Origin of the sequence: Nocardiopsis sp. CNT312, from assembly GCF_000515115.1 — a bacterium.
Lineage (GTDB): Bacteria > Actinomycetota > Actinomycetes > Streptosporangiales > Streptosporangiaceae > Nocardiopsis.
The window spans coordinates 110,158-135,518 of sequence record NZ_AZXF01000014.1; the positions used below are offsets into that span (position 1 = coordinate 110,158).

At 72.8% G+C, this 25,361-nt stretch carries 21 protein-coding genes and 2 pseudogenes; 12 read left to right on the forward strand and 11 right to left on the reverse strand.

The window, feature by feature from the left end; genetic code table 11:
• The first annotated feature begins 80 nt into the window (after window positions 1-80).
• Window positions 81-1,871 (forward strand): UvrD-helicase domain-containing protein, encoded by a 1,791-nt coding sequence (locus B042_RS0106060; protein ID WP_028647523.1) that lies wholly within the window; start codon window positions 81-83, stop codon window positions 1,869-1,871.
• 108 nt (window positions 1,872-1,979) lie between these two features.
• Here B042_RS0106060 and B042_RS26390 read toward each other — a convergent pair.
• A pseudogene (locus tag B042_RS26390) lies at window positions 1,980-2,151 on the reverse strand (cholesterol esterase); the annotation flags it as partial.
• A gap of 293 nt (window positions 2,152-2,444) precedes the next feature.
• Here B042_RS26390 and B042_RS0106065 point away from each other — a divergent pair.
• The gene (locus B042_RS0106065) at window positions 2,445-4,181 is read left to right on the forward strand and encodes a GMC family oxidoreductase (protein ID WP_304412542.1); all 1,737 of its coding nucleotides are present in this window, start codon (window positions 2,445-2,447) and stop codon (window positions 4,179-4,181) included.
• 51 nt (window positions 4,182-4,232) lie between these two features.
• Here B042_RS0106065 and B042_RS22105 read toward each other — a convergent pair.
• Window positions 4,233-4,989, reverse strand: a pseudogene (locus tag B042_RS22105) (MerR family transcriptional regulator).
• A 623-nt stretch (window positions 4,990-5,612) separates the two neighbouring features.
• Between B042_RS22105 and B042_RS0106075 the strand changes: the two are divergent.
• Window positions 5,613-6,512 carry an alpha/beta fold hydrolase gene (locus B042_RS0106075; protein WP_028647525.1) on the forward strand — a complete coding sequence of 300 codons (900 nt, stop codon included), beginning with the start codon at window positions 5,613-5,615 and terminating at the stop codon, window positions 6,510-6,512.
• 12 nt (window positions 6,513-6,524) lie between these two features.
• Here the strand turns inward: B042_RS0106075 and B042_RS0106080 are convergent, their stop codons facing one another.
• On the reverse strand, window positions 6,525-7,886 hold the full coding sequence (locus B042_RS0106080) for a four-carbon acid sugar kinase family protein (RefSeq protein WP_028647526.1): 1,362 nt from the start codon (window positions 7,884-7,886) through the stop codon (window positions 6,525-6,527).
• A gap of 125 nt (window positions 7,887-8,011) precedes the next feature.
• Between B042_RS0106080 and B042_RS0106085 the strand changes: the two genes are divergently transcribed.
• Entirely contained in the window at window positions 8,012-8,596 is a 585-nt protein-coding gene (locus B042_RS0106085) for a TetR family transcriptional regulator (RefSeq protein WP_028647527.1), read from the forward strand.
• On the opposite strand, the gene B042_RS0106090 is transcribed toward B042_RS0106085, so the two are convergent.
• On the reverse strand, window positions 8,571-9,671 hold the full coding sequence (locus B042_RS0106090) for a Gfo/Idh/MocA family oxidoreductase (RefSeq protein WP_028647528.1): 1,101 nt from the start codon (window positions 9,669-9,671) through the stop codon (window positions 8,571-8,573). The genes B042_RS0106085 and B042_RS0106090 overlap by 26 nt on opposite strands.
• 222 nt (window positions 9,672-9,893) lie before the next feature.
• Here B042_RS0106090 and B042_RS0106095 point away from each other — a divergent pair, with 222 nt between their 5' ends.
• The 3 genes from B042_RS0106095 (at window position 9,894) to B042_RS0106105 (ending at window position 13,279) form a co-directional block, all read left to right on the forward strand.
• A complete protein-coding gene (locus tag B042_RS0106095) occupies window positions 9,894-11,255 on the forward strand; it encodes an ABC transporter substrate-binding protein (protein WP_028647529.1) in 1,362 nt (453 codons plus the stop codon).
• Window positions 11,256-11,333: 78 nt separating this feature from the next.
• Entirely contained in the window at window positions 11,334-12,311 is a 978-nt protein-coding gene (locus B042_RS0106100; RefSeq protein ID WP_028647530.1) for a carbohydrate ABC transporter permease, read from the forward strand.
• Window positions 12,308-13,279: a carbohydrate ABC transporter permease gene (locus tag B042_RS0106105; RefSeq protein ID WP_028647531.1), complete on the forward strand. Its 972-nt coding sequence runs from the start codon at window positions 12,308-12,310 to the stop codon at window positions 13,277-13,279. The genes B042_RS0106100 and B042_RS0106105 overlap by 4 nt, the downstream gene beginning before the upstream one ends.
• Window positions 13,280-13,304: 25 nt before the next feature.
• Here B042_RS0106105 and B042_RS0106110 read toward each other — a convergent pair whose 3' ends face one another.
• From B042_RS0106110 to B042_RS0106130, 5 genes are all read right to left on the reverse strand, one after another.
• Window positions 13,305-14,216: a fructosamine kinase family protein gene (locus B042_RS0106110; RefSeq protein WP_028647532.1), complete on the reverse strand. Its 912-nt coding sequence runs from the start codon at window positions 14,214-14,216 to the stop codon at window positions 13,305-13,307.
• Between the two features lie 5 nt (window positions 14,217-14,221).
• A complete protein-coding gene (locus B042_RS0106115; protein WP_028647533.1) occupies window positions 14,222-14,737 on the reverse strand; it encodes a low molecular weight protein-tyrosine-phosphatase in 516 nt (171 codons plus the stop codon).
• Between the two features lie 79 nt (window positions 14,738-14,816).
• Window positions 14,817-15,230, reverse strand: a complete 414-nt coding sequence (locus B042_RS0106120; RefSeq protein ID WP_036554122.1) for a response regulator — start codon at window positions 15,228-15,230, stop codon at window positions 14,817-14,819.
• A 29-nt stretch (window positions 15,231-15,259) separates the two neighbouring features.
• A complete protein-coding gene (locus tag B042_RS22110; protein WP_051415501.1) occupies window positions 15,260-17,044 on the reverse strand; it encodes an ATP-binding protein in 1,785 nt (594 codons plus the stop codon).
• Window positions 17,041-18,315: a fused response regulator/phosphatase gene (locus tag B042_RS0106130; protein ID WP_028647535.1), complete on the reverse strand. Its 1,275-nt coding sequence runs from the start codon at window positions 18,313-18,315 to the stop codon at window positions 17,041-17,043. The genes B042_RS22110 and B042_RS0106130 overlap by 4 nt, the downstream gene beginning before the upstream one ends.
• Window positions 18,316-18,740: 425 nt before the next feature.
• Here B042_RS0106130 and B042_RS0106135 point away from each other — a divergent pair, with 425 nt between their 5' ends.
• The 3 genes from B042_RS0106135 (at window position 18,741) to B042_RS0106145 (ending at window position 20,564) form a co-directional block, all read left to right on the forward strand.
• A complete protein-coding gene (locus B042_RS0106135) occupies window positions 18,741-19,427 on the forward strand; it encodes a heme oxygenase (biliverdin-producing) (RefSeq protein ID WP_028647536.1) in 687 nt (228 codons plus the stop codon).
• 108 nt (window positions 19,428-19,535) lie between these two features.
• Window positions 19,536-20,195, forward strand: coding sequence for a TetR/AcrR family transcriptional regulator (locus tag B042_RS0106140; RefSeq protein ID WP_028647537.1), 660 nt, complete (start codon window positions 19,536-19,538; stop codon window positions 20,193-20,195).
• 147 nt (window positions 20,196-20,342) lie between these two features.
• Entirely contained in the window at window positions 20,343-20,564 is a 222-nt protein-coding gene (locus tag B042_RS0106145) for a hypothetical protein (protein ID WP_028647538.1), read from the forward strand.
• Here B042_RS0106145 and B042_RS0106150 read toward each other — a convergent pair.
• Entirely contained in the window at window positions 20,545-21,462 is a 918-nt protein-coding gene (locus tag B042_RS0106150) for a PolC-type DNA polymerase III (protein ID WP_028647539.1), read from the reverse strand. The genes B042_RS0106145 and B042_RS0106150 overlap by 20 nt on opposite strands.
• A gap of 221 nt (window positions 21,463-21,683) precedes the next feature.
• Between B042_RS0106150 and B042_RS0106155 the strand changes: the two genes are divergently transcribed.
• Both B042_RS0106155 and B042_RS0106160 read left to right on the forward strand, forming a co-directional pair.
• The gene (locus tag B042_RS0106155) at window positions 21,684-22,655 is read left to right on the forward strand and encodes an asparaginase (RefSeq protein WP_028647540.1); all 972 of its coding nucleotides are present in this window, start codon (window positions 21,684-21,686) and stop codon (window positions 22,653-22,655) included.
• Window positions 22,656-22,692: 37 nt separating this feature from the next.
• On the forward strand, window positions 22,693-23,955 hold the full coding sequence (locus tag B042_RS0106160; protein WP_028647541.1) for an NAD(P)/FAD-dependent oxidoreductase: 1,263 nt from the start codon (window positions 22,693-22,695) through the stop codon (window positions 23,953-23,955).
• A 27-nt stretch (window positions 23,956-23,982) separates the two neighbouring features.
• Here B042_RS0106160 and pip read toward each other — a convergent pair whose 3' ends face one another.
• A complete protein-coding gene (pip, locus tag B042_RS0106165) occupies window positions 23,983-24,942 on the reverse strand; it encodes a prolyl aminopeptidase (RefSeq protein WP_028647542.1) in 960 nt (319 codons plus the stop codon).
• Between the last annotated feature and the right edge of the window lie 419 nt (window positions 24,943-25,361).

Consider the following 25,361-nt stretch of genomic DNA (forward strand, 5'->3'; position numbering starts at 1 on the left):
CGGCTTCCTCTGGATCCACACCGTCCGTTCCGACCGCACACGCACCGCCCCATTGGTCGAAGACCGGAGGACCACACGACGTGACCGCCCTTGCGATCGCCCCGACGTTTCTCAGCGACTTCACCCGCCTCACGCCCGAGGTTCAGCTACACACGCTGAGCGCGATGCGCGCCTGCCAGGCGGGCGACGACCCCGATCTGGAATCCGTCGAGGGTGCCGCCGATCCCCGTGTACGGGTCCTCGGCATCGCCCCCGACTGGTTCGGCGTCGTCCTGCCCGACTCCGCGGAGGACGGCCCGGAGGAGGCCGCGGCGGAGCCGCACTACCGCCTACTCGCCGTGCGCCCGCACGACGAGGCGCTCACCTTCGCCCGGGGCCTGCGCCCGGGCGCACCGGCCGCCGCAGGCGCCGACCCCACACCCGCCGGCCCGCCCGAACTCGCCGGAGCCCTGAGGGCGCCCTTCGACCAGTGGCGGATCAGCCTCCACCCGGACCAGCACGCCCTCGCCGAGGCCCGCTTCAACGGCTCCGTACAGATCACCGGCGGCCCCGGCACCGGGAAGACCGCCGTCGCCCTGCACCGCGCCGCCCGCCTGGCGGCGCGGGAGGCGGCCGCCCGCCCCGAGAGCACGCGCGCGTCGGTCCTGCTCACCACCGGCAACCGCACGCTCGCGCAGACCCTGTCCGAGCGCCTGGACCAACTGCTGCCCGATCCGGGTACCCGGGCGCGGGTCCGGGTGTCCACGATCGACGGCCTGGCCCGCTCCGTGGCCGCGGCCCGCTCCGGCGTCGCCCCCCGACTCATCGACGAGGAGGAGCTGGCCCAGCGCTGGCGTGCGCTGGCCGTCGCCGACGGCCTCCCCTTCTCCGGCCGGTTCCTGGCCGACGAGTGGGAGCAGGTCCTGCTCGCCCAGAACCTGGAGGAGCTCGCGCGGTACATCCGCTGCGACCGCAACGGCCGGGTACAGCACCTGGCACCCGAGCACCGCCGCCAGGTGTGGGAGACCGTGCGGCGCTACGTGGGCGCCATGCGCGTCGAGGGGCTGTGGTCCCGGCCCCAGTTGGCCGCCGAGGCGGCCCGGCTCCTGGAGCGCGGCGAGCCCTTGTTCCGGCACGCGGTGGTCGACGAGGCCCAGGACCTGCACCCGGCCCAGTGGCGGATGCTCAGGGCGGCGGTGCCCGAGGGGCCCGACGACCTGTTCATCGTCGGCGACCCGTACCAGCGCGTGTCCGACAACCGCGTCTCGCTGGCCTCGTTGGGGATCAACGTGCGCGGACGCGGGCGACGGCTCCGGGTCAGCTACCGCGTGACCCAGGAGATCCTGGACTGGAGCATCCCGATCCTGGGCAGGCGCGCCGCGCTCGGCATGGACGAGGACGCCGACACCCTGGCGGGCTTCCGGTCGCTGCTGCACGGACCGCGGCCGGTGGTCCGCGCGTGCGCCGACCGTGCCGAGGAGCTCTCCGCGCTCGGAAGCCGGATCCGGGTGTGGCTGGAGGCCGGGGTCGCGCCCGCCGACATCGCCGTGGCCGGGCGCAACCAGTGGGTGGTGCGCGCCGCCGCCAAGGAGTTGGAGGCCGGGGGCGTGCGCACCGCCCCGCTGGAGGGCCCCGGTGACGGCTCCGCGGTCCGGATCGGCACGATGCACCGGCTCAAGGGGCAGGAGTTCCGCTGCGTGGCCCTGCTGGGGGTCAGCGACCACCTGCTCCCGCCCAAGGCGGCGATCGAGGCGGCCGACGGTGACCAGGTGGCCCTGGAGCACGCCTACCAGCGGGAGCGGACGCTGTTGTTCGTGGCCGCCACCCGGGCCAGGGACGCGCTGTACGTGTCCCACGTGGGGCGGCCCAGCCGTCTGATCTCCGGACACTGACGGTGGCCGGGGGCGGGGCGCCGCCGCGGGTCGTCCGGCCGGGGCCGGGAAAGCGGTTCCTCCCGGCCGTGAACGGACCAGGATTCCTCGCTGGACGCCGTTGACGCCGTCGCCGCAGACCCCGAACGAGGCGGCCAGGAGCCCCCCGGGTCGTCCCAGCGCCCAGAACGGCGGCGGTGGGGCCCGGAACCGCGACGAGCGCGAAGCGGCGCCAGCGCGTTCCGCCCGTGCCGTGTCCGGCCACGTCCCGGGACCCCTCAGGCCTCGCGCCAGAAGCCATGGGATCCCTCCAGAGCTTCGCCGCGCGGAGCGGCGACGGGGGAAGCGAGGGGTTGCGCCGATGCGCGCCTCGCGTGTTGTATGAACACGCCTACTCGGCGGTAGTAACGAACGTTGCGATAGAAAATGTCACATTTCCAGTTGGCATCTTTGGCGTGGCGGACTCGCATCCGGCGCACGACGGGATCGCGACGCCTGAGCGAAGAAAGGTCCCACGTGTCCCCTCACCGCACGACCAACGCTGCCGCCCACCACCCCGAGACCACCTCCGAACAGCACGAATACGACGTCCTCGTGATCGGTTCCGGGTTCGGAGGGTCGGTCAGCGCCCTGCGCCTCACCGAGAAGGGGTACCGGGTCGGCGTCCTGGAGGCCGGACGCCGCTTCACCCCCGAGACACTGCCCTCCACCTCCTGGGACCTCAGGAACTTCCTGTGGGCGCCCCGGCTCGGCCTGTACGGCATCCAGCGCATCCACCTGCTCCGCGACGTGATGGTCCTCGGCGGGGCAGGCGTGGGCGGCGGTTCGCTCAACTACGCGAACACGCTCTACCACCCGCTGGACCCCTTCTTCGAGGACCCGCAGTGGCGGCACATCACCGACTGGAAGACCGAACTGGCACCCTTCTACGACCAGGCCCGACGCATGCTCGGGGTCCGCACCAACCCCACCCTCACCCCCTCTGACCGCGCGCTGAGGGCCGTCGGCGAGCAGATGGGCGTGGCGGACTCGTTCCGCCTCACACCCGTGGGCGTGTGCTTCGGCGACGGCCGGGACGGCGCGGGGAACCGGGGCGGGCCCGGAGCACCGGTCGGCGACCCCTACTTCGGCGGCGCCGGGCCCGACCGCAGGGCCTGCACCCAGTGCGGCGAGTGCATGACCGGCTGCCGCCACGGCGCCAAGAACACCCTCACCGAGAACTACCTGTACTTCGCCGAGCGGGACGGAGCGAGGATCCACCCGCTGACCACGGTCGAGCGCGTCCGCGCACTGCCCGGCGGCGGGTTCGCCGTCGACGCCGTCCCCACCGGACGGCGCAGGGGCGGCACCCGCACGTTCACCGCGGGCCAGGTCGTGGTGGCCGCCGGTACCTGGGGCACCCAGAACCTGCTGCACCGGATGCGCGAGTCCGGGACCCTGCCGCGCCTGTCCCCCAGGCTCGGCCACCTGACCAGGACCAACTCCGAGGCCCTCGTCGGCGCGATGAGCCGCCGCGTGCCGCCCCCGGAGGAGTCCCTCACCCAGGGCGTGGCCATCACCTCCTCCATCCACCCGGACGAGAACACCCACATCGAACCCGTCCGGTACGGCAAGGGCTCCAACGCGATGGGGCTGCTCACCACCGTCCAGGTCCCGGGCGGCGGCAGGGTGCCGCGCTGGCTGCGGTTCCTCGGGGAGGCGCTGCGCCACCCCTACGTCTTCGCCCGCAGCCTCTCCGCCCGGCGGTGGTCGGAGCGCACCGTCATCGCGCTGGTCATGCAGTCCCTGGACAACTCGCTGACCACCTCGCTGACGCGGGGCCTGTTCGGCCGCAGGCTCACCTCGCGGCAGGGCCACGGCGAGCCCAACCCCAGCTACATCCCGGCCGCTGAGGAGGCGGCCTCGCGGCTGGCGGCCGAGATCGACGGGTTCCCGGGCGGCAGTTGGGGGGAGGTCTTCGACATCCCGCTGACGGCCCACTTCCTGGGCGGCTGCCCGATCGGGGACAGCGCGGACAGCGGTGTGGTCGACCCCTACCACCGGGTCTACGGCTACCCGGGCCTGCACGTGGTGGACGGCTCCGCGGTGACCGCCAACCTGGGCGTGAACCCGTCGCTCACCATCACAGCGCAGGCCGAGCGCGCCATGTCGCTGTGGCCGAACCGGGGCGAGGAGGACCCGCGGCCCGCCCAGGGCACGGAGTACCGCCGCCTGAGGCCGGTGTACCCGCGCTCCCCCGCCGTGCCGGCCGGGGCCTTCGCCGAACTGCGCCACACCGTGCCGCTGCCGCTGTCCGTGGCCGAGGACCGCTCCGGGAACGGCGTAGGCTGACCGGGCGGGGGCGCCCCCGCCCGCGCGGCACGGGAGCGCTCCCCCCGCAGGTCAGACGAGTGCCTCGTGCTCCTGGGAGCGGTCGGCGGCACCGCGCAGGTGCTCCACGGCCGGGGCGCAGTGCCCGCCCCTCACGTCGTTGACGTTCTCCGCCATCGTCTGGACCAGGACCGCGTCGACGGCCTGCTGGGCGAGCGGGCGCACCCTGCGGGTCACCCCGGCGGTCCCGGTGACCTCCTCGCTGCCGCTGCGGACCAGCGTCTGGGGGGCGTACCGCTCCAGGACGTGCCCGGCGACCGGACGGACCACGTGCTCGGCGACATGGCCGACCTTGTCGCGCAGGTGCTCCGCGGTGTCGAGTGCCGTGTCCACGGGGAGGCCCACCGCGACGGGTTCGGCTCCGGCCGACAGCAGCCGCGGGCCCAGCACGCGGAAGCGCAGTCCGTCGCGTTCGAGGGCCCCGGTCGACGGCGCGCTCTATCGTCCGGGGCGTCACCCCCGTGCCGAACACGCCGCACAGGTCGGCGGGGGTGACGTCGGCGGCGCTCCCGGCGTCCCCGGTCGCCGATGCGAACCCGAGGATGCCGGAGAGGTCGCCGCCGCGCTCCCACACCCGGAACACCTCCCCGATGCTGGCGAAGGCGCAGCCCCGCCACAGCAGTTGGCCGATGAGCCGCAGACGTGCCGGGTGCGCCTCGGAGCAGATCCCCCCACGCCCCCGTCCGCGCGGAGGTGCGAGAAGACCCCGGCCCTGGTACACCCGGACGTTGCGTACCGTCGTGTCCGCGCGCCTTGCACGTTCGTCAATGCGGTATTGGGCCCCGCCTCCAGCCCAGGGACCGCGGCCCCTGCGGTGCGAGGCGGATCGCCTCGTTGCCGTAGCGCCTGCCGGACCCGCCGTCGGCGGGCAGGAGGGAACGGGCGGCCTCCCACCGCGCACGCCACCGCCCCTCGGTGAGCTGTGCCCCGGCCAGGGGCGGCGGGGGTCCGACAACCCGCGCCCCGCCCGGGGCAGGCGTGACGCAGCCCGGCCGGGGTACGACGGCCAGGAGCGGGGATCGCTCCCGGGCACCGGTGTGTGCTCGTGCCGCCTCGCCCACCAACGGTGCACCACCCCCACAACGACGAACTCCGGACGACGCGTGCCTCCCGCACGCGCGCCGCGCAGGCCTGAGGAGGCGGAGGCGATGAGCGGTTTCGGCAAGGAAGAGGAGTACCGGGGGCCGGTGAGGGCCGCCCCGGTTCTCCGCCCGCCCCGGTGTGGGCGCGGCCTTCGATAGGGTCGCGCGCCGTCCTGGTCCGGGCCCCGGACGGGCCCGAGGGCACCGGGGAGCCGGACGGGCCCGACCTGTGGGTCGGGCACCCGGCCACCGGTTCCGGAACCCCTCCTGTCCGGTCCCCGACATCACACCCGACGACTGAGAGGTCCCCATGGCCATCGAACACATGGACCGGGTCCAGGTCCGCAAGGTGCGTTCAGCCGACACCACCCGCCTGCACGTCGAGGTGCGCGGCCCCGAGGACGGGCCGACCGCCGTGTTCTCCCACTGCTGGTCGACCTCCCTGGCGTCGTGGAGCCCGGTGGTCCGCGCCCTGGACGCGGGGATGCGGGTGGTGCTCTACGACCAGCGCGGCCACGGCCGGAGCCAGACCCCCCTCACCAGAGCCGGGTACGGCACGGAGAAGCTGGCCGACGACCTGTGCGCCGTCCTGGCGGCCACGGTCCCCCGGGGCCGCACCGCGGTCGTGGTCGGCCACAGCATGGGCGGGATGTCCGTCCTGGCCGCCGCGCCGCGCCAGGAGTTCGCCGACCGCGCCGCCGCGGTCCTGCTCACCAACACCGGGTGCACCGATCTCGTCGCACGCTCCACCGCCCTCCCCCTGCCCGGGGCGCTCAGCCAGCTGGGCGCCCGGGCCCTCCTGCGCGCCACCCTGCCACTGGGCGCACACAACCCGGTGACCGCGGCCGCGCTGAGGTACCTGGTCCTGAGCCCGGAGGCCGACCGCCGCGCCGTCGAACTGACCTCCCGGCTCGTGCGCACCTGCGCCGGGGTCCCACGCGGCCGCTGGGGCGCGGTGCTCGCCGAACTGGAACTGTCCGGACCCGCCCGAGCGCTCACGGCGCCGACCGTGGTCGTGGCCGGCGGCGACGACGCGTTCACCCCGCCCTGGCACGCGCACCGCATCGGGTCGCTGGTGGGCCGCTGCGAGGAGGTACGGGAGATCCCGGGGACCGGTCACATGGGGCCGCTGGAGGCGCCCGAGGCGCTGGCCGGGCTCGTGGGACGGCTGGCCGCCGACCACCTGGGAGCCGAACCGGCCGCCGCGTGAGACGGCCCTACCTCAGGACGGATCGCGGGTGGGAGCCGGGACGACATGCTCGGAGACCTCCGAGTGGACGCGGTGCAGGCGGGCTTGGACGGCGCGGCGCAGCTTGGCCAGGCACTCCACCAGGGTGCCGTCGTCGCCGACCAGCCCGCCCTTGGCCACGAGCGGTGTACCGTCCAGCGGACCGCCGCTCAGGTGCCCGCGCACCGCCAGGGGGACCACCTCGCCCGCGATCTCGACGGCGTGCACGCCCAGTTCGTCCAGCAGGCTGGCCGCGAGGTCGGTCCCGGTCAGGTACAGGCCGCTGGGCAGGGACTGCGCGCCGCGGGTGTCGGCGAGCCCGGTGACCACGTCGGCCACCAGCCGCGCGACACGCCCCGGAAGGTCGGCCCTGGTCTGGGCGGGCAGCGCCCTGACCTCTTCGGGGGTGGTCACCACCCGCAGGACGCACAGGTCCGGGAAGCCCGACGACGACAGCCGGTCCGTCAACTCCCCGGCCACGGCGTCGGCGTGCCCGGAACCGGGGTCGCTCAGCGCGACGGCGTCGGTGTCGACGAAGCGCACGGCCCCGGTCCTGGCGACGTTGGCCAACTGGCGGCGGGTCAGGTCGGTGGTACTGCCCGCGACGCCAAGCAAGGGGCCACGCGACCCGGCCTGGCCGCGCAGCCGCAGGGCATAGGAGAGCAGGGCTCCGGTGGGCCCGGGGTCGGCCGACACCCACACGACACCGTGGTCGTGGTGGGCGGCGGCCGCGGCCTCGGCGATGTCGGTGAGGTGCTGTTCGGTGCTTGCGTCGCACACCACCACCGGCTCGTCCCCGGCCAGGAGTTCGGCGGTGAGGATCGTCCGGGTCACCTGGCGGACGGGGACGTGGCGCACCCGCAGGTCGGTCTGGGCCGCGAGGATGTCGGCCACCACGCTGGTGGTCATCGGGTTGAACGGGTCCGACGCCAGGTCGGTGCGCTCCAGGGGGAGCCCGTTGAGCAGGTGGATCCCGTTCTCGGTGGTGCGCCCCGACCCGGGAAAGGCGGGGGTGAACAGCACCCGCACCCGCGTCCCGGGGGGCACCCGCTCGCACACCGCGTCGTAGACCGCCTCCAGCTCCGCCCCGATGTTGCCGCGCAGGGTGCTGTCGGTGCGCTTGACCACCAGCCCCACCGGCCACACGGCCTCGACCACGTCGGTGACCAGGTCCGCGGCCTGCTCGGCGGGGACGTGGCGGCTGTCGAGGTTGGCCACGACCACGTCGTAGTCGCCCTCCACCCGGCTCACGTGCTCGGGCGTCACCGTGGCCACACGCATCCCGGTGCGGGCGAACCTGGCCCCGGTGGCGTTGGCTCCGGTGAGGTCGTCGGCGACCACGAGCACCTGGGCCACGGCAGGACTCCTTCGTTCGAAACGCTTCCCGGCCTCCCTCCAACATAGGCCCCGACGGGCGTGCGCGGGCCGGGACCTGCCTCGGCTTCCCGGACCGGCGTCCCCCGGTTGGCTACGCTGGCGGCATGCGCAACGCCACCCGCACCGAGACCACCCGCGCGCTCCTCCTCCAGGCGGCCCGGGACGAGTTCGCCGAACACGGCATCGCCGGTGCGCGCGTGGACCGCATCGCCGACCGGGCCGGGATCAACAAGCAGCGCATCTACGCCTACTTCGGCGACAAGGAACAACTGTTCCGGTACGTGGCGGTCCAGGCCCTCGACGAACTCTCCGCGGCCGTCACCCTGCCCGACGACAAGGACCCCGCCGCCTACGTCGCCCGCGTCTTCGACTACCACCGCTCCCATCCGGAGGTGCTGCGCCTGCTGCTGTGGGAGTCGCTGCACTACGGCAACACGCGGCTGCCCGCGGAGGAGGAGCGCACCGCCCTCTACGACGCCAAGGTCGCGTCCCTGTCCGAGGGTGCGGCCGAGGCCGGGTGCGCCGACACCCGGCGGCTGCTGCTCACCCTGATCGGTCTGGCGGTGTGGCCCCAGATCGCACCGCAGATCACCCGGCTCGTCCTCGGCTCCGACTCCGCGGTCGACGCCGAGCAGGAACGCCTGCGGGCCTTCCTCGTGGACTTCACGCGCCACGCCCTGCGCCGCTGAGCGGGACCACGGCACCGGCCGCGGCGCTGCGGCGCGCCGCCTCGATGACCTCCAGGCCGTGGATCACCTCGTGCGGGTCGACCGGGAGCGGCTCCCCCTCGCCCACGGCGTCCCGCAGCGCCGCGTAGAATTCCGGGTAGGCGCCGCGCTCGCTGGGAACCGGACGCACGTCCCCGCCGGAGCCGAACACGCCCCACGCCTCCTCGGGCACCGCGCCCCAGTCGGGGGCGTCGGGGCGCTCACCCGCGCCGAGCCGCGCCTCCTGGCCGTCCATGCCCTGGACGGTGAAGGCGCCCCGGTCGCCGAGAACCCGAAGCCGCGGCCCGTTCTGGGCGCTGAGCGCGCTCATCCACAGGTGGGAGCGGGTCCCCCGCGCGTGGGTGAGGGCCAGGAAGACGTCGTCGTCGGCGGATCCCTCCCGCAGTGCGTCCACCTCCGCGTAGACGGAGGCGACCGGGCCGAACAGGGTGACCGCCTGGTCGATGAGGTGCGGCCCCAGGTCGTAGAGGATTCCCGCGCCCGCCGCGGTGCCCCCGCTGTCGCGCCACGTGCCCCTGGCCTCGGGACGCCAGCGCTCGAACCGCGACTCGAACCGGTGCACCCGGCCCAGCGCCCCCTCCTCGACGAGGTTCCACAGGGTGAGGAAGTCCGCGTCCCAGCGGCGGTTCTGGTACACGGTGAGCACCTGGCCGCGTTCACCGGCCAGGCCGGTGAGCTCGCGCGCCTGGTGCGCGGTCAGGGCGAAGGGCTTGTCCACGACCACCGCGAGCCCGGCCTCCAGGGCGGCCCGGGCCAGGGGCGCGTGGGTATCGTTGGGCGTGGTCACGACCGCGATCTCGTACCGGTCGGCGTCGGCCCACAGCGCCTCGGCCGTGGGATAGACGGTGACGCCGGGATAGCGGGCCTCGGCTGCGGCACGGCGCTCGGGGCTGCCGGTGACCACGGCGGACAGCCGCAGGCCCGGGACGGCGTCGATGAGCGGGGCGTGGAAGACCTGGCCGCCCTTGCCGTAGCCGACAAGCGCGGTGTGCAGTTCGGGTCCGCCCCGGTCAGGGCCCTGGGATACGTCAGGCATGCCACCAATCTAGAACGCGGCCGCACCGGAGTGCCCGCAAGTGTGCGGTGTCAGGACCGGAGCCGGGGAGAGCAGCAAGAATTTTCCGGTTGCAACCAGAGGGTTTCGTCATTGTTACGAAAGATCTTGCGAAGAGTATGGACATTCCCTCCCAGAACAGCTTGCATCGTGAACGTTATGCCCTGGGTCACACCGGCCCCCGAGACAAGGGAGAGGTCCCCCATGCTGAGACCAGAGCACCGAGCCCGCCACCGATCACTGGCACTGGCGGCAGCGGCCGGAAGCGTCGTCCTCGCGGCCTCGGGCTGCGCCTTCCTCAGCGGTGAGGGCGGCGGCACGGACACGGGCGACGCCTCCGATGTCGACTGCGCCCCCTTCGAGCAGTGGAGCGGCACCGAGGGCACAGTCACCGTCTACTCGTCCATCCGCGACGAGGAGGCCGAGCGCATGGACCGCTCCTGGGCCGACTTCGAGGCGTGCACGGGGATCGACATCCAGCACGAGGGCAGCGGAGAGTTCGAGGCGCAACTGCCCATCCGCCTAGAGGGCGGCAACGCCCCCGACCTGGCGCTGATCCCCCAGCCGGGCCTGTTGGAGCGGGTCGTGGCGGACGGCCACGCGGTCCCCGTGGCCGACGGGGTCAGGGCCAACGTCGAGGAGGGCTGGGGCGAGGACTGGCGCGGCTACGCCACCTTCGACGGTGAACTGTACGGCTCCCCCTACGGCGCCAACATGAAGTCGATGGTGTGGTACTCGCCGGCCTACTTCTCGGAGAAGGGCTATGAGACCCCCGAGAGCTGGGACGACATGCTGGCCCTGAGCGACGAGATCGCCCAGTCCGGCACCGACCCCTGGTGCGTGGGCTTCGAGTCCGGCGACGCCACCGGCTGGCCCGGCACGGACTGGATCGAGAACGCGCTGCTGCGCACGTCGGGCACCGACGCCTACAACGACTGGATCTCCCACGACATCCCCTTCGACGACCCGCAGGTCGCCGAGGCCTTCGACCTGGCCGACGGCATCGTCCGCAACCCCGACTACGTCAACGGCACGTTCGGCGGGGTGGAGAGCATCGCCGTCACCTCCTTCCAGGAGGCGGGGCTGCCCCTGCTCGACGGCGAGTGCGCGATGTACCTGATGGGCTCCTTCTACTCCGCGCAGTTCGAGGAGGACGTCGTGGTGGCCGAGGACGGCGACGTCTACGGCTTCGTCCTGCCCCCGCTGGAGGCCGGCGCCGAGGTCCCGGTCATGGGCGGCGGCGAATTCGCCGTCCCCTTCGCCGACCGGCCCGAGGTCGCGGCGGTGCACGAGTACCTGTCCACCCCGGAGTACGCCGACAGCCGCGCGTCCCAGGGCGCCTGGATCTCGGCCAACCGGAACATGGACACGTCCGTGATCGAGGACCCCGCCTCCCAGTTCGCGGCCGACGTGCTGCTCGCGCCCGACACGGTCTTCCACTTCGACGCCAGCGACTCCATGCCCTCCTCCGTGGGGACAGACGTCTTCTGGAGCGGGATGGTCGACTGGGTCACCGGAAGCTCCACCGACGACGTCCTGGAGACCATCGAGTCCGCCTGGCCCTAGAGGCCCCTTCCCTGACACACGGGGGCCGGCCCGCGCGGGCCGGCCCCCGCCGCCCCTGTCGACCGACAAGAGGTCTCCATGGACTACTCGTTCCTGAACGAGCTTCCCAAGATCGTGTGGATGCTCATCGGGATCGCCGCCTTCCTGGCCGTCATCGGCCTGATGCTCACCGTGATGGATCTGCCGCGCACCCGGCGCGACCGCTGGCAGGCGTTCCTCTTCCTCGCCCCGGCCCTGGTCCTCCTCCTCGGCGGTCTCGTCTACCCGATGCTGCGCACGACCACGCTGTCCCTCTACGACCGCTCGGGCACCGAGTTCGTGGGGCTGGCCAACTACCTGTGGATGTTCCAGCGTCCGGAGATCCTGCTCGTCCTGCGCAACACCCTGTTGTGGGTGCTGTTCGCCCCCGTGCTCGCCACGGCCGTCGGCCTGCTCTACGCCGTCCTGATCGACCGGTCGCGGTTCGAATCGGTCGCCAAGTCGCTGGTGTTCATGCCGATGGCGATCTCCCTCGTCGGGGCGAGCATCATCTGGCGGTTCGTCTTCGCCTACCGTCCCGCCGACCAGGAGCAGTACGGGCTGTTCAACCAGGTCGTGGTCTGGCTCGGCGGAGAACCGCGCCTGTGGCTGCTCGAACAGCCGCTCAACACCTTCCTGCTGATCCTGGTGCTGATCTGGGTACAGGCCGGTTTCGCGATGGTCGTGCTCTCCGCCGCCATCAAGGCGATCCCCGCCGAGATCACCGAGGCCGCCCGCATCGACGGCGCGGGCGCCTGGCACCTGTTCACCCGGATCACTCTGCCCGCCGTGTGGCCGACGCTGCTGGTCGTGCTCATCACCATCACCGTGCAGACGCTGAAGGTGTTCGACATCGTCCGCACCATGACCGGCGGCAACTACGGGACCAGCGTGATCGCCAACGAAATGTACAGCCAGGCGTTCCAGCAGGGACAGGTGGGCCAGGGCTCCGCCCTCGCGGTGTTCCTGTTCGTCCTGGTCATCCCCCTGGTCATCGTGCAGATCCGCCGCAACCGCAAGTCGAGGGAACTGGTATGACGACCACTCAGACGGCCCCCGCCGCCGAGGCCACCGAAGGGCCCGCACCGAGGGCGCGGGAAGGGGCCGCCTCCCGCGTGCGCCGCAGGCTGAGCGGCTCGGCGGCGAGCCTGGCGGCACTGGCGATCGCCGTGCTGTGGACGATCCCCACCGCCGGACTGTTCGTCTCCTCGCTGCGGCCCGCCGAACAGATCCGTACCACCGGGTGGTGGACGTTCTTCTCCTCGCCCCAGGTGACCCTGGACAACTACCGGGACGTCCTGTTCGGCAGCGCCAGCGACGGACAGCTCATCGGCTACTTCGTCAACTCCGTCGTGATCACCCTGCCCTCGACGGTGTTCGTGCTGGGAGTGGGGGCGCTCGCCGCCTACGCCCTGTCCTGGATCGACTTCCGCGGCCGGGACTGGATCTTCCTGGGGATCTTCGCCCTCCAGATCGTCCCACTCCAGATGTCGCTGGTGCCGCTGCTGCGGTTCTTCTCTCAGGGCGTCTCCGTCGGCGGCGTGCAGGTCCTGCCCGCCTGGGAGCTGACGGGTGCCATGGCCTTCACCAACGTGTGGGTGGCGCACACGGTCTTCGGGCTGCCGCTGGCCGTCTTCCTGCTGCACAACTTCGTCTCGCAGCTACCGAAGTCGCTGTTCGAGGCTGCCAGGGTAGACGGGGCGGGCCACGGGAGGATCTTCACGAGGATCGTCCTGCCCCTCATCGTGCCGGCCCTCGTCTCCCTGGGGATCTTCCAGTTCCTGTGGGTGTGGAACGACCTGTTGGTGGCGCTGATCTTCACCGGGGGCGACGGCGGGACCGCTCCGCTGACCGTCCGGCTGGCCGAACTGGCCGGGACGCGCGGCGAGGCCTGGCACCGGCTGACCGCGGGGGCGTTCGTCTCGATGATCGTGCCGCTGGCGGTGTTCTTCCTGCTCCAGCGCTACTTCGTACGGGGCCTGCTCGCGGGCGGCGTCAAAGGGTGAGAGGGCCGCGCGGCCGTCAGGCGGGTCAGCCTCCGGACAGGGCCGCGCGGGCGGCCTCCAGAGCGGTGGTCCGGTAGGCCGCCCCGAACAGGCACACGTGCACCAGGAGCGGGTGGAGCTGGTGGAGCGCCACCCGCGACCGCCAGCCGTCCGCCAGCGGTGCCACCTCGTTGTAGGCGTCCCTGACCCGGTCCAGGTGGGGCAGGCCGAACAGGGCGAGCATGGCCAGGTCGGCCTCCCGGTGGCCGCCGTGCGCGGCGGGGTCCACCAGCACCGCGTCGTCGGCACGCCAGAGCACGTTGCCGCTCCACAGGTCGCCGTGGACGCGTGCGGGCGGTTCGGCCCAGCCCGCCAGTCCGGGGACGGCGTCGACGACCCGTTCGACGGTGCGCGCGTCGGAGGGGGTCAGCGCCCCCTGGTCCACGGCCCGGCGCAGGTAGGGGCGCAGCCGCTGCTCAGCGTAGAAGCACGGCCAGTCGTCGGAGGGGGTGTTGTCCAGGGGCAGCGGCCCGACGTAGCCGGCCCAGTCCGCCCCGAAGCGGTCCGTACCCGCCAGGTGCATGCCCGCCAGGCGGCGGCCGAAGTGCTCGGCGGCGGACGGGGAGGGCTCCTCCTGCCTGATCCAGGGCAGGACCAGGGTGCGCTCGTCCCAGGCCGTGACACCGATGGCGGGCGAGCCGAGGCCGTGGCCGAGCCAGTGGAGCCCCCGCGCCTCCGCCGCCAGCACACCGCTGGCCGGGGCTCCGCGCGGCAGGGACTTGACGAACAGGCGGGTCCCGTCGGCGAGTTCGGCGTAGGAGATCTCCCAGTCATGGCTGGTCCCGGCCCGGGCCGTGCGGCGGACCTCGCGACCCAGCAGCGCGGTGAGCCGTGCGTCCAGGTGGCCTGGGTCCCCTGCGGGGCCGTCCCAAGCGCGGGCGGGCGGGTCCTGGTCCACCGGGGCTATCCGCGCAGTCGGGTGACGAGTTCCCCGGTGAGCCCCTTGGCGGCGGCCTCCACCATGGTGAGGACCGCGGTGAAGCCGTCGTCACCGCCGTAGTAGGGATCGGGGACCTCCGGTCGGGCTCCGACCCCGGGAGCGAAGGAGCGGAACAGGCGCAGCCGGGAGGCGTCGAGGCCGTGCTCTCCGGCGGACCGGTGCAGTTCCTCCAGGTTGTCCAGGTCCATGGCCAGGACCAGGTCCCGCAGGGCGAGTTCACCGGGGGTGACCTGCCGGGCCGTGTGGCCGGTGAGGTAGCCGTGCACACGCAGGGTGGAGGCGGCGCGCGGGTCCATCCCCTCGCCCACGTGCCAGTGTCCGGTGCCGAAGCTGTCCACCCGGACAAGGGTGCCCAGCCCCGCACGCTCCAGGTCGGCGGCCAGGACCTTCTCCGCCATGGGCGAGCGGCAGATGTTGCCCAGGCAGACGAGGGCGATCCGGTAGGGACTGGAGGGATCGCGCGGTTCCGGCAAGCTCATACCCCTTACCGTAAACGAAAAAGCGCACAGCCCACATGCCCGGCATCCGCTGTCGGCGGTTTTTCCCGCGGCGCGGGCCCTACTGCTCGGGCAGGCGCACCACGGTGACGAAGAAGTCGTCGATCTGCCGGACCACCTTGATGAACTGCTCGAAGTCCACGGGCTTGGGCACGTAGGCGTTGGCGTGCAGCCGGTAGCTGCGCAGCACGTCCTCCTCGGCCTCGGAGGTGGTGAGCACGACGATGGGGATGTGCGCGAGCGCGTCGTCGGCCTTGACCTCCTCCAAGACCTCGCGGCCGTCCTTTCGGGGCAGGTTGAGGTCGAGCAGGATCAGGTGCGGCCGGGGCGCGTCGGCGTACTCCCCCTCGCGGCGCAGGAACCGCAGCGCCTGCACACCGTCGGAGACCACGTGCAGGCGGTTGCCCAGATCGTGTTCCTCGAACGCCTCCTTGGTCATCAGGACGTCCCCCGGATCGTCCTCGACCAGCAGCACCTCGATGGGATGCGCCAACCTGACCTCACTCACGCTTGCAGACCCCTGTCACCCGTGGCAGCGGGGACCGGGTCGGCGGACCCGGCCTCCGGTGCGTCCTCGCCCCCGCGTTCGGCGCCCTCGGCCCCCGCGGCGGACGCCGCGTCCTCGTCGTCGGGGTCCGCGGGCAACGACCAGCATATGCGCGTTCCGCCGCCTCCGGAGACAGGGGCGCCGCCGCCGTCACCGGTGTCCAGCCAGATGCGGCCACCGTGGAACTCCACGATTTTCTTGCACATCGCCAGACCGATACCGGTTCCGGTGTACTTGTCGCGCGTGTGCAGCCGCTGGAAGATCACGAAGACGCGCTCGGCGTACTGCGGTTCGATCCCGATGCCGTTGTCCGCGCAGCAGAAGACCCACTCGTCCCCCTGTCTGCGTGCGCTGATGCGGACACGCGGGTCCTCCTCGGCCCGAAACTTCACGGCGTTGCCGACGAGGTTGAAGAACACCTGGGTGAGCAGGGTGCGGTCGCCTTGGATCGTCGGCAGCGGGTCGCTGGTGACCCGTGCGTCGTCCTCCTCCAGCCTGGTGGACAGGCTGCTGAGGGCGTCCCGGAGCGCCGTGTCCAGGTCCACGGGCGCGAAGTTCCTGGTCCGGCCGACCCGGGAGAAGGCGAGGAGGTCGTTGATGAGGGTCTGCATGCGCTTGGCGCCCTCGACCGCGAAATCGATGTAGGAGTCCGCCCGCTCGTCCAGTTGGCCCTGGTAGCGGCGCTGGAGAAGCTGGCAGAAGCTCGCCACCTTGCGCAGCGGCTCCTGGAGGTCGTGGGAGGCGACGTAGGCGAACTGTTCGAGCTCGAGGTTGGAGCGACGCAGCTCCTCGGTCTGGGCCTCCAGGAGGGCGGACTGCTCCTGGAGCTTGCGGCGTGCGGAGCCCACCTCGTCCAGATCGTGGACGATGCGTTCGCGCATGGCGTCCACGTCCCTGCCCAGGCGGACGATCTCGGGCGGCCCCTGGAGGGTGATGCGGTGCGTGTAGTAGCCCTCGGAGACCTGCCGCATGTGCCAGGCGAGCTCCTCCAGGGGCCGCAGCATCCACTGCTGGAGCATCACCCACAGGAACACCGACAGGAAAACCACGACCAGCCCGATGAGCACCAGCAGGGCGACGACCTGCTGCGTGGCCATGGTCAGGCCACTGCGCGCGTCGAGGATGTCGCCCTGGAGCTGCTGGGCGACGGAGTCGCTGGCCCGGCTCAGCTCCAGGAAGAGCACACGGCCGCGCTGCATCTCCTCCTCCGAGGGGGTCTCCCCGTTGCTGACCTGTTCCAGGACCGGTTCGGCGTAGTCGTCCGTCCACCTCTGCCCCGCGCTGAGCAGCTCCTCGACCCCGTCCTTGACGATGGGGTACTCCTCGGCCAGACGGGTGAGCTCGGCGCGGTTGTCCAGGAGCGTCACCTTGTTCTCCAGGTAGGGCTCCAGGAGTTCGCGGTCCTGGCTGACCACGTAGCTGAGCAGCGCGTGGTCCTGGGCCAGGTAGGACGAGCGGGTCTGCTCGACGGCGGTGACCGCGGGGGTGAGCGAGTCGACCTGGAGGTTGAGCGAGTCGCGTGCGTTGAACGCGGCCAGGCTGATCACCGACACCGCGGTGACGAGGACGACCGCTACCACTGCCAGCAGGCTGGTGACCCGTCGGCGCAGGCTCCAGGAGCTGCGCGGACGCGGCGGCTCGGGCACGACCCCCTCCACGAAGGAGGCCCCGCTCCCGACCGGGACCGCTCTCGGCGCCTGTCCGCCGCCGGCCTCCGCCGCCGTGTCCTCGGAGCGGCTCACTGCTCCTCCTCGTTCCCGGCGTGCTCGATGAGCAGCATCGCCACGTCGTCCTGCAGGGGCCCGCCGTTGCTGCGCTCGGCCTCGTCCACCAGATACTCGGGCAGGCGGGACAGCGGCACACCGTGGTCGAGGAGCCCGGCGACCATGGCGCGCAGACCGGCGACCTCCAGACGCTCGGGCCCCCCGGCGTCGTAGGCGTCCACGAGCCCGTCGGTGTAGAAGAGCATGGTGGCGCCCGCGGGCAGTGCGACCTCGTCCACGTCGGTCTGTTCGACGGGCAGCACGCCGAGCGGTGGCTGGGGCACGGACCGTGTCTCCAGGACCGAGCCGTCCCGGACGACCATGGGCGGCGGGTGTCCCAGCACGCGGATGCGCACGCTCTCCGATCCGGTGTCCAGGCTGGCCATGCACAGGGTCGCGTACATCTCCTCCCGCGCGCGCTCGCTGACCAGGACCTCCTCCAGGTTGGGCAGGACCAGGTGCTCCTCGACCCCGCTCATGACCAGGGTGCGCCAGGCGATGCGCAGGCTCACGCCGAGGGCGGCCTCGTCCGGGCCGTGCCCGCTGACGTCGCCGATGACGATGTGGGTGGTCCCGTTCTTCTCAACGGCGTCGTAGAAGTCGCCGCCGACCAGGGCGCGCTTGCGGCCCGGGCGGTAGTAGGCGCGGTGGTTCAGCGGGGACCTGCCCAGCAGCACCTGGGGCAGCAGTCCGCGTTCGAGCCGCATGTTCTCGTGGGCGCGGATCCGGGCCTCGTGGAGCTGCCGGGCGTTGTCGTCGGCGCGGCGCCGCTCCAGCGAGTAGCGCAGGCTCCGGCCGAGGAGCGAGCCGTCGACCTGGCCCTTGACGAGGTAGTCCTGGGCGCCGGCGGCGACCGCGGCCAGCCCCTCCTCCTCGTCGTCGAGGCCGGTGAGGACCACGACCGCGGCCGAGGGCGCACTCTGGAGCACCTCGCGCAGCAGGTCCAGGCCGGCGGCGTCGGGCAGGTTGAGGTCGAGCAGGACGCAGCCCTGGAAGCCCTTCAGGTGGCCGCGCGCCTCGGCGAGGGTGGACGCCCAGGTGATACGGGCCGTGAGCGGGGTGTCGGCGAGCAACTCCTCCGCGATGAGGGCATCGCCCGGGTCGTCCTCGACGAGGAGGATGTCAACGGATTCGACGGGAGCCTCCACACGGTGGGTCGGAGTGGTGCCGTTGCCAAGGACGGCGCCGCCGGATACGGCGGAGCCGTGCAGGGGGGTGGTGCCACCCGCCCCCTCACCGATCACCGTCACGGGATCGCGTCCTGTTCTCTAGCCACTCATCGCTTGGGTCTGCGGGTCCGCGGGGGTACGCCGACGCGTCTGGTGACGCCGGGCGGACGCCTCGGTGCCTCCTGGTGGTGCGGACCGCGCGACACCCAAAACGATAAACGCCGTGGCGACCTCTTGACCAGCGTGGGTGACCAGGGGCATCCGTTCCCACCGACGGCCGCGCGGTGCGCGGGCCGTCCCCGCCGCGCCCGGCGGAGGCGTGAAGGACGTGCGCGCCGTCCCGCGTCCCCCGTGTCAGGAGCGGGTTCCCGACCACCCCCACCCCCGCGATGTGATATACGACACCGCCGGCGCGCCCTTCCGGCGGCACCGCCACCCCTTGACACGACTCGGGATCTAAATGACATCATGTCATAAAATAATCGACCAGAAGGCGGACAGCACCGATGAGCCCGACGGCACCCCCCACCGCGGCGGACGCCGACACACCCTTCTCCCAACGGCTCAAGACCGCCACCTGGAGCGACCACGAATCGGCCGAGTACCACGGCTTCACCCAGGCCCTCCTCGACGGCACCCTCCCCCTCGACGGGTACACCGCGATGGTCGCCCAGCACTACTTCGCCTACGCCGCCCTGGAGGAGGCAGGCCGCGCGCTGGCCGACGACCCCGTCGCGGGGCGCTTCTCCTATCCCGCCCTCCTGCGGGTCCCCGCGCTCGTCGCCGACCTGGAGCACCTGGTGGGCCCCGACTGGCGCGACCGCGTCTCCCCCACCCCGGCCACACGCACCTATGTGGCGCGCCTCCAACGGATGGCCGACAGCCCCGAGGGATTCGTCGCACACCACTACACCCGCTACATGGGCGACGTCTCCGGCGGGCAGTTCATCCGCCGCGTCGTGGCACAGGCCTACGGGCTCACCGGTGCGGGCCTGTCCTTCTACGTCTTCGACGGACTCGGCAGCCTGCCGCGCTTTCGCGCCGACTACCGCGCGCGGCTCGACTCCCTGGAGCTGGCCCCCGAGGCAGCCGAGCGGCTCATCGGCGAGGCCCGTCTGGCCTACCGGCTCAACACCGAGGTCCTCGCCGACCTCGGGCGCGTCCACACCCCCGGCCCCTCCGCCCGCCCCTGAGAGCGCCCGCCGCCCCCGTCCGCCTCCCCACGCGCGGAGCACACCGAGCGTGAGGGAGCGGCCCCGGGGGCGTGCGTCCTCCCCCAGATCCCGTGACACCATGGGGGGATGCCCAAGATCTCGGCACCGACCATCGCCGCGCACCGTGCCCGCACACGGGAGCGCATCATGGCGGCCGTCGACGAACTGATGCGGACCCAGGGGATCGACCGCCTCTCCATGACCCACGTGGCCAGCGCCGCGGGCATGACCCGCACCGCCCTGTACAACTACTTCCCGGACAAGGCCGCGCTGCTCCTGGCCTTCACCGAGGAGGTCAGCGGGGCCTTCGTCGACCAGTACAGGCGCGGCCTCCCCTCCGGGGTGTCGGCGGCGCGCCGCCTCTCCGCCTTCGTCCGTCTCCAGCTCGAAGGCATCGCCGCCCACCCCCATCCGCCCGCGGCCGAACTCGGAGCCAGCCTCGGCCCTGAGGCCTACAAGGCGCTCGCCGCGCACGTGGCCCCCATGCAGCAGTTGCTCACGGAGATCCTGGAGGAAGGCACCGCCGCGGGCGAGTTCGACCCGCTGCCCCCGGAGGCGGTCGCCCGCCTGACCCTGTCGATGGTCGGCTCCCAGCGCATCCCCCTGGTGAGCGGACAGGTCGACCTGGACGGGACCCACGCTCTGGTCACCCGCTTCGTCCTGCGGGCCCTGGGGGTGGCGACCGCGACCGTCGACACGATCCTCCTCGGCCCGGAGCAGAACCTAGCCCAGTGCCGCCCTTCGTGAACACGCGGAGATCAGGCCCGGTCCGCGCACCGCTCCGGCGGACCGGACCGGGGCACGACGATTCGCGACACGTCAACTCCTTCGGCGAGAATCGGACCGCACTCCCCCAAGCGAGGCATCCGCCCCACCGCGTCGTAAGGCCCCCACGTGTCCCTCGTGCTCATCCTGCTCGGCATCCCGCTGGTGTCGCTCGCCCTGTTCAACAGGGTGCCCGTCCTCGCCCGGGGTACCACCGCGACCGCCGGCCGCCCCCGGCTGCGGCTGCGGCTGCGCCCCGCACGCCTCACCGAACAGGGCCGTGCCCTGTGCACCGCCGTGGGCGGGAGCGCGCTCATCGTGGCGTTCTTCCTCAGCCTGTCCGGCCGGTGAGTCCTCCCCTGCCGGAGGCCCTGCGCACGACCAGCCCGCCGACCGCCGTCGCCGCCGCCAGAGCACCGGTGACGGCCGCCGCGGTGGCCAGCCCCGCGCGCAGGCGCGTGTCCCGGTGCGCGGCCGACTGCGCGGCGGCCCGCTCCCGGGCGCCGAAGGCCCCTCCGCACATCAGCGGGTCCAGCTCCACCGCGCGCCAGGCCGATCGCCAGGGCCGCACCGGGCCCATCCCCTGAGGGGCCGCGCCCGTGCGCGGCTTCCAGCGGACCGGCCCCCCGGGGCCCGAGGGGCTGGTGGGGGTGAGGGCCTTGGGCGGCGGACCGGTGTAGTGCAGCGTTCCGGGGGCGTTGGCGAGCAACTCCACGAGAAGCCCGGCACAGGCCCTGGCGTCGCCCAGCGCCGTGTGCTGGCCGGTCGGCCAGTCACCGCTGAGGTCGTGGGAGGCCCGGGCCAGCGAGTAGCGCGCCAGATCGAGCTGGGAGCGCAGGGTGCGCAGCGTGCACAGCCCGGACTGGCCGCGAGGCAGGCCCTGGGGAACGAACTCCGAGGCCAGGAAGCGCTCCTCGAAGTCCAGGTTGTGCCCGACCACCACGGCCCCGGAGAAAAGTTCGGCCAGCTTCGCCGCGAGCTGCGCCGCGGTGGGCGCTCCGACGGTGTCGCCGTCGCCGATGCCGTGGAACTCGCGCCCCCGGACCTCGGTGCGCGGGTCCACCAGGGTGCTGAACTCCTCGACCGGGGTGCCGTCGCCGCGGACCCGGACGACACCCACCTCGACCACGCGGGCACCCGTGCGCGGGTCCAGGCCGGTGGTCTCCACGTCGAGCACCGCGTACTCCAGGTCCGCCGCCCGCAGGCCGACCCGTCTGCGGGTCAGCGCGCCCCTTCGCAGCGTTCCCATCACGAGCACCGCTTCCTCTTCCTTGTCGCCGCACGTCCGCACCGACACTACTGCGCACCTGCGACGTATCCTCCGGGGCGGCAGCGCCGAGCAGACCCTACAAAGTGGTCAACAACATCACATAATTGGAAGAAAAGCTTATTCATTGGCGTTCTCTGCGATGCCCGCAAAAAGACCGACATATATCTCGCCCGAACGGTGCGAGACGCAGGAGAGCCCGCATGCCCCAGGTTCCCACGCTCCCGCCCCCGGAATACGTGCCCCTCGCGGAGGTGACGCGCTCCGGAATGCGGGAGAGCGTCCACTACGGAGCGGTCGTCGCGCTCTCCGCCACGGGTGGGATCGCCCACGCCCGCGGCCCCGTCCACCAGCCGATGTTCCCGCGCTCCGCGGCCAAGCCGTTCCAGGCGCTGGCCATGCTGCGCGCGGGCGCGCCCCTGGAGGGGGCCGATCTGGCGCTCGCCGCAGGCAGCCACAGTGGCGAGGACGTCCACGCGGACAGGGCACGGAGCATCCTGGAGCGGGCCGGCCTGACCCCCGACGCCCTGCACTGCCCCGAGGACGCCCCCCTGGGCCGGGCCGCACGGGAGGCGTTCCTGCGCGCGGGCCGCGCCCCCCACCGCCTGCTCATGAACTGCTCCGGCAAGCACGCGGGCATGCTCGCGGCGTGTAGGGCGCGGGGATGGGACACCGACACCTACACCTCCCCCGGACACCCCCTCCAGGTCCTCGTGCGCGAGACCACCGAGGAGATGGCCGGCGAACCTGTCGCGCACACCGCCGTGGACGGCTGCGGCGCACCCCAGTTCGCTCTCTCCCTGGCCGGACTCGCCCGCGGCCTGTGGCGCATGCGCTCCTCGCCCGAGGGCACCCCGCAGCGGCGCGTGGTCGACGCCATGAGCGCCCACCCCGGAGACGTGGCGGGTACCGACCGGACCGACACCGAACTCATGACCCTCATGCCCGGTATGGTGGCCAAGATCGGGGCCGAGGGCGTCCAGGTCCTCGTCGCCCCCACCGGGGAGGCCGCCGCCGTCAAGATCAGCGACGGCGACGCCGAGGGGCGGGCACGCGCCCTGGTCGCCCTCGACGCCCTGCGTACCGTCGGCGCGGACGTCTCCCCCGTCCGTGACAGGCTGCGCGCCCGCGTCCACGGGGGCGGAGCGCCCGTCGGCGCGGTCCGCCCCCTGTGAACCACCGACGCGACCCCCGGAAAGGGCACCACGACACGTGCGGCACACCCTCAACGACATCGTCATCGTCGGCGCCGGAATGGCGGGCCTCCACGCGGCCGAGGCCCTGCGCGAGAACGGCTTCGACGGGCGGATCACCCTGATCGGCGACGAGCCCCACCGCCCCTACTCGCGCCCGCCGCTGTCCAAGGAGGCACTGACCGGGGTCGGCATGGGCACCGCCGAGGACGGCCCCGCCCCTCTGGCCGGGCACCGCGCCCTGCGGCTGCGCGACGACGCCGCCGTGGACGCCCTCGGCCTGGACCTGCGCCTGGGCGCCCGGGCCACCGGGCTCGACACGCGAAGGCGCCGGGTCACCGTGACCGGCACCGGCGGCACCGCCGAGGAAGTGGGCTACGACGGGCTCATCGTGGCCAGCGGCGCCCGGGCCCGGCGGCCGGACACCGACCTCGACGGCGTCCACGTCCTACGCACCCTCGACGACGCCGAGGCCGTGCGGGCGGCCCTCGCCCCCGGCGGGCACGCCGTGGTCGTGGGCGCCGGGTTCGTCGGCGCGGAGGTGGCGGCCAGCGCCCGCGCCGTGGGCATGGAGGTGACCCTGGTCGAGGCGGCGGCCACACCGCTGACCCGGGTGGTCGATCCGCGGATCGGCCGGATCCTCACCGACCTGCACCGCGAGAACGGCGTGGACGTGCGACTGGGCACCGGCGTGACCGGGTTCGAGGGCCACCGGCGGGTCGAGCGCGTCCGACTGGCCGACGGCACCGCCATCGAGGCCTCGCTCGTGGTCGCCGGGATGGGCGTGCACCTGAACACGGAGTGGCTGCGCGGCTCCGGCGTGGACCTGCTCGCCGACGGATCGGTGGCCTGCGACGAGTACGCGGCCGCGTCGGTGCCGAACGTCTACGCAGCGGGAGACCTGGCCAATTGGCCGCACCCCCGCTACGGGGGCCGCCTCCGTTTGGAGCACTGGACCAACGCCAGTGAGCAGGCCGAGGCCGCGGCGCGCAACCTCCTCGCGGGCGAGGGGCGCACGCCCTTCGCCCCAGTGCCCTACTTCTGGTCGGACCAGTACGGCATGAAGGTCCAGTTGCTGGGCCAGGGGGCGCCCGCCGACCGGGCCGCGTTCGTGCACGGCCGCCCCGAGGACCGCAAGTTCGTCGCCTTCCTAGGCCGCGGCGGCCTCCTCACCGGGATCCTGGGGCTGCGCTCCACCCCGCGCACCATGCGTTACCGCCCCCTGCTGGAGCGGCCCACCCCCTGGGAAGAGGCCCTGGCCGCCGTCGGCGGCGCCCGCTGAGGCCCGGGCGCAGGGCCGTGGCGGCCCCTACTTCCCGGCGAAGCGGTCGGTCGCCTCGATGAGCCGGTCCAGGATGCCCGGTTCAGAGTAGGCGTGACCGGCGTCGCCGACGATGTGGAACTCCGCCTCCGGCCAGGCCCGGTGCAGCTCGTAGGCGGTCTGGACCGGGGTACACACGTCGTAGCGGCCCTGCACGATCACGCCGGGGATGTCCCGCAGACGCCCGGCGCCGTCGATGAGCTGATCCGGTTCGAGGAAGCCCCGGTGGGAGAAGTAGTGGTTCTCGATCCGGGCGAAGGCGAGCGCGTAGTCCTCTCCGGCGTGCTGGGACCGGATGCCCTCGTCCGGCAGCAAGGTGACCGTCGACCCCTCCCACACGCTCCACGCCCGGGCGGCGGCCAGCCGAACCCCGCGGTCGGGGTCGCCCAGACGGCGCGCGTAGGCGGCGATGAGGTCGCCCCGCTCCTCCTCGGGAATGGGAGCGAGGTAGGACTCCCACAGGTCGGGGAACATCATGGAGGCGCCGTGCTGGTAGAACCAGCGCAGCTCCTTCTCACGCAGGGTGAAGACGCCGCGCAGGACGAGTTCGGTGACCCGTTCGGGGTGCCGCTGGGCATAGGCCAGGGCCAGGCAGCTTCCCCAGGAGCCACCGAACACCTGCCAGCGCTCCACGCCGACCATCGCGCGCAGACGTTCGATGTCGGCCACCAGTGCCCACGTGGTGTTCGCGGACAGGTCGGTGTCCATCGCGCTCGCGTGGGGCGTGGACCGCCCGCAGTTGCGCTGGTCGAACAGTAGGATGCGGTACCGCTCGGGATCGAACAGCCGCCGGTGGGCCGGGGTGCAGCCGCCGCCGGGACCGCCGTGGAGGAAGACCACCGGCTTGCCCTCGGGGTTGCCGCTGAGCTCCCAGTAGACGCTGTCGCCGTCGCCGACGTCGAGCATCCCCGTCTCGTAGGGCTCGATGGGCGGGTACGGAGTGCGCAAGGCGTGCCACCTCTCCTGTCCTGGGTGTGGTTCCGGGCGGGTCCCGGCGGCTGTACGGGGGGTTCAGATCCGATCCGCGCCCGGGTCGCGTCGAACTCGGCCGTGCGCGTCTTGAGGGGCGTAGGGGCGACCAGCCCGAGGCGTACCGTGCGCGGATCGGGTTCGCGGCCGCCGCCCCGGGGACGGTTCGGCCCACGAACGGAGCCTGTCGGAGAAGCACTCGGCGAGGGGTTCCCCGTTGTCGGGGCCGGTGAGCACCGGGGGCGTGGTGTCGGACGCCCCCCGCGGCGGCCTGCGCGCAGGGGTCGACGCCCCCGGCCGGGCGCAGGCACCACCCGTGTTCGCGGTCGCCCCGGTCGAACCCGACCTCGCGCACCGCCTCCCAGGGGGGCGAGAAACCACCGGGCGCCCCGCACAGG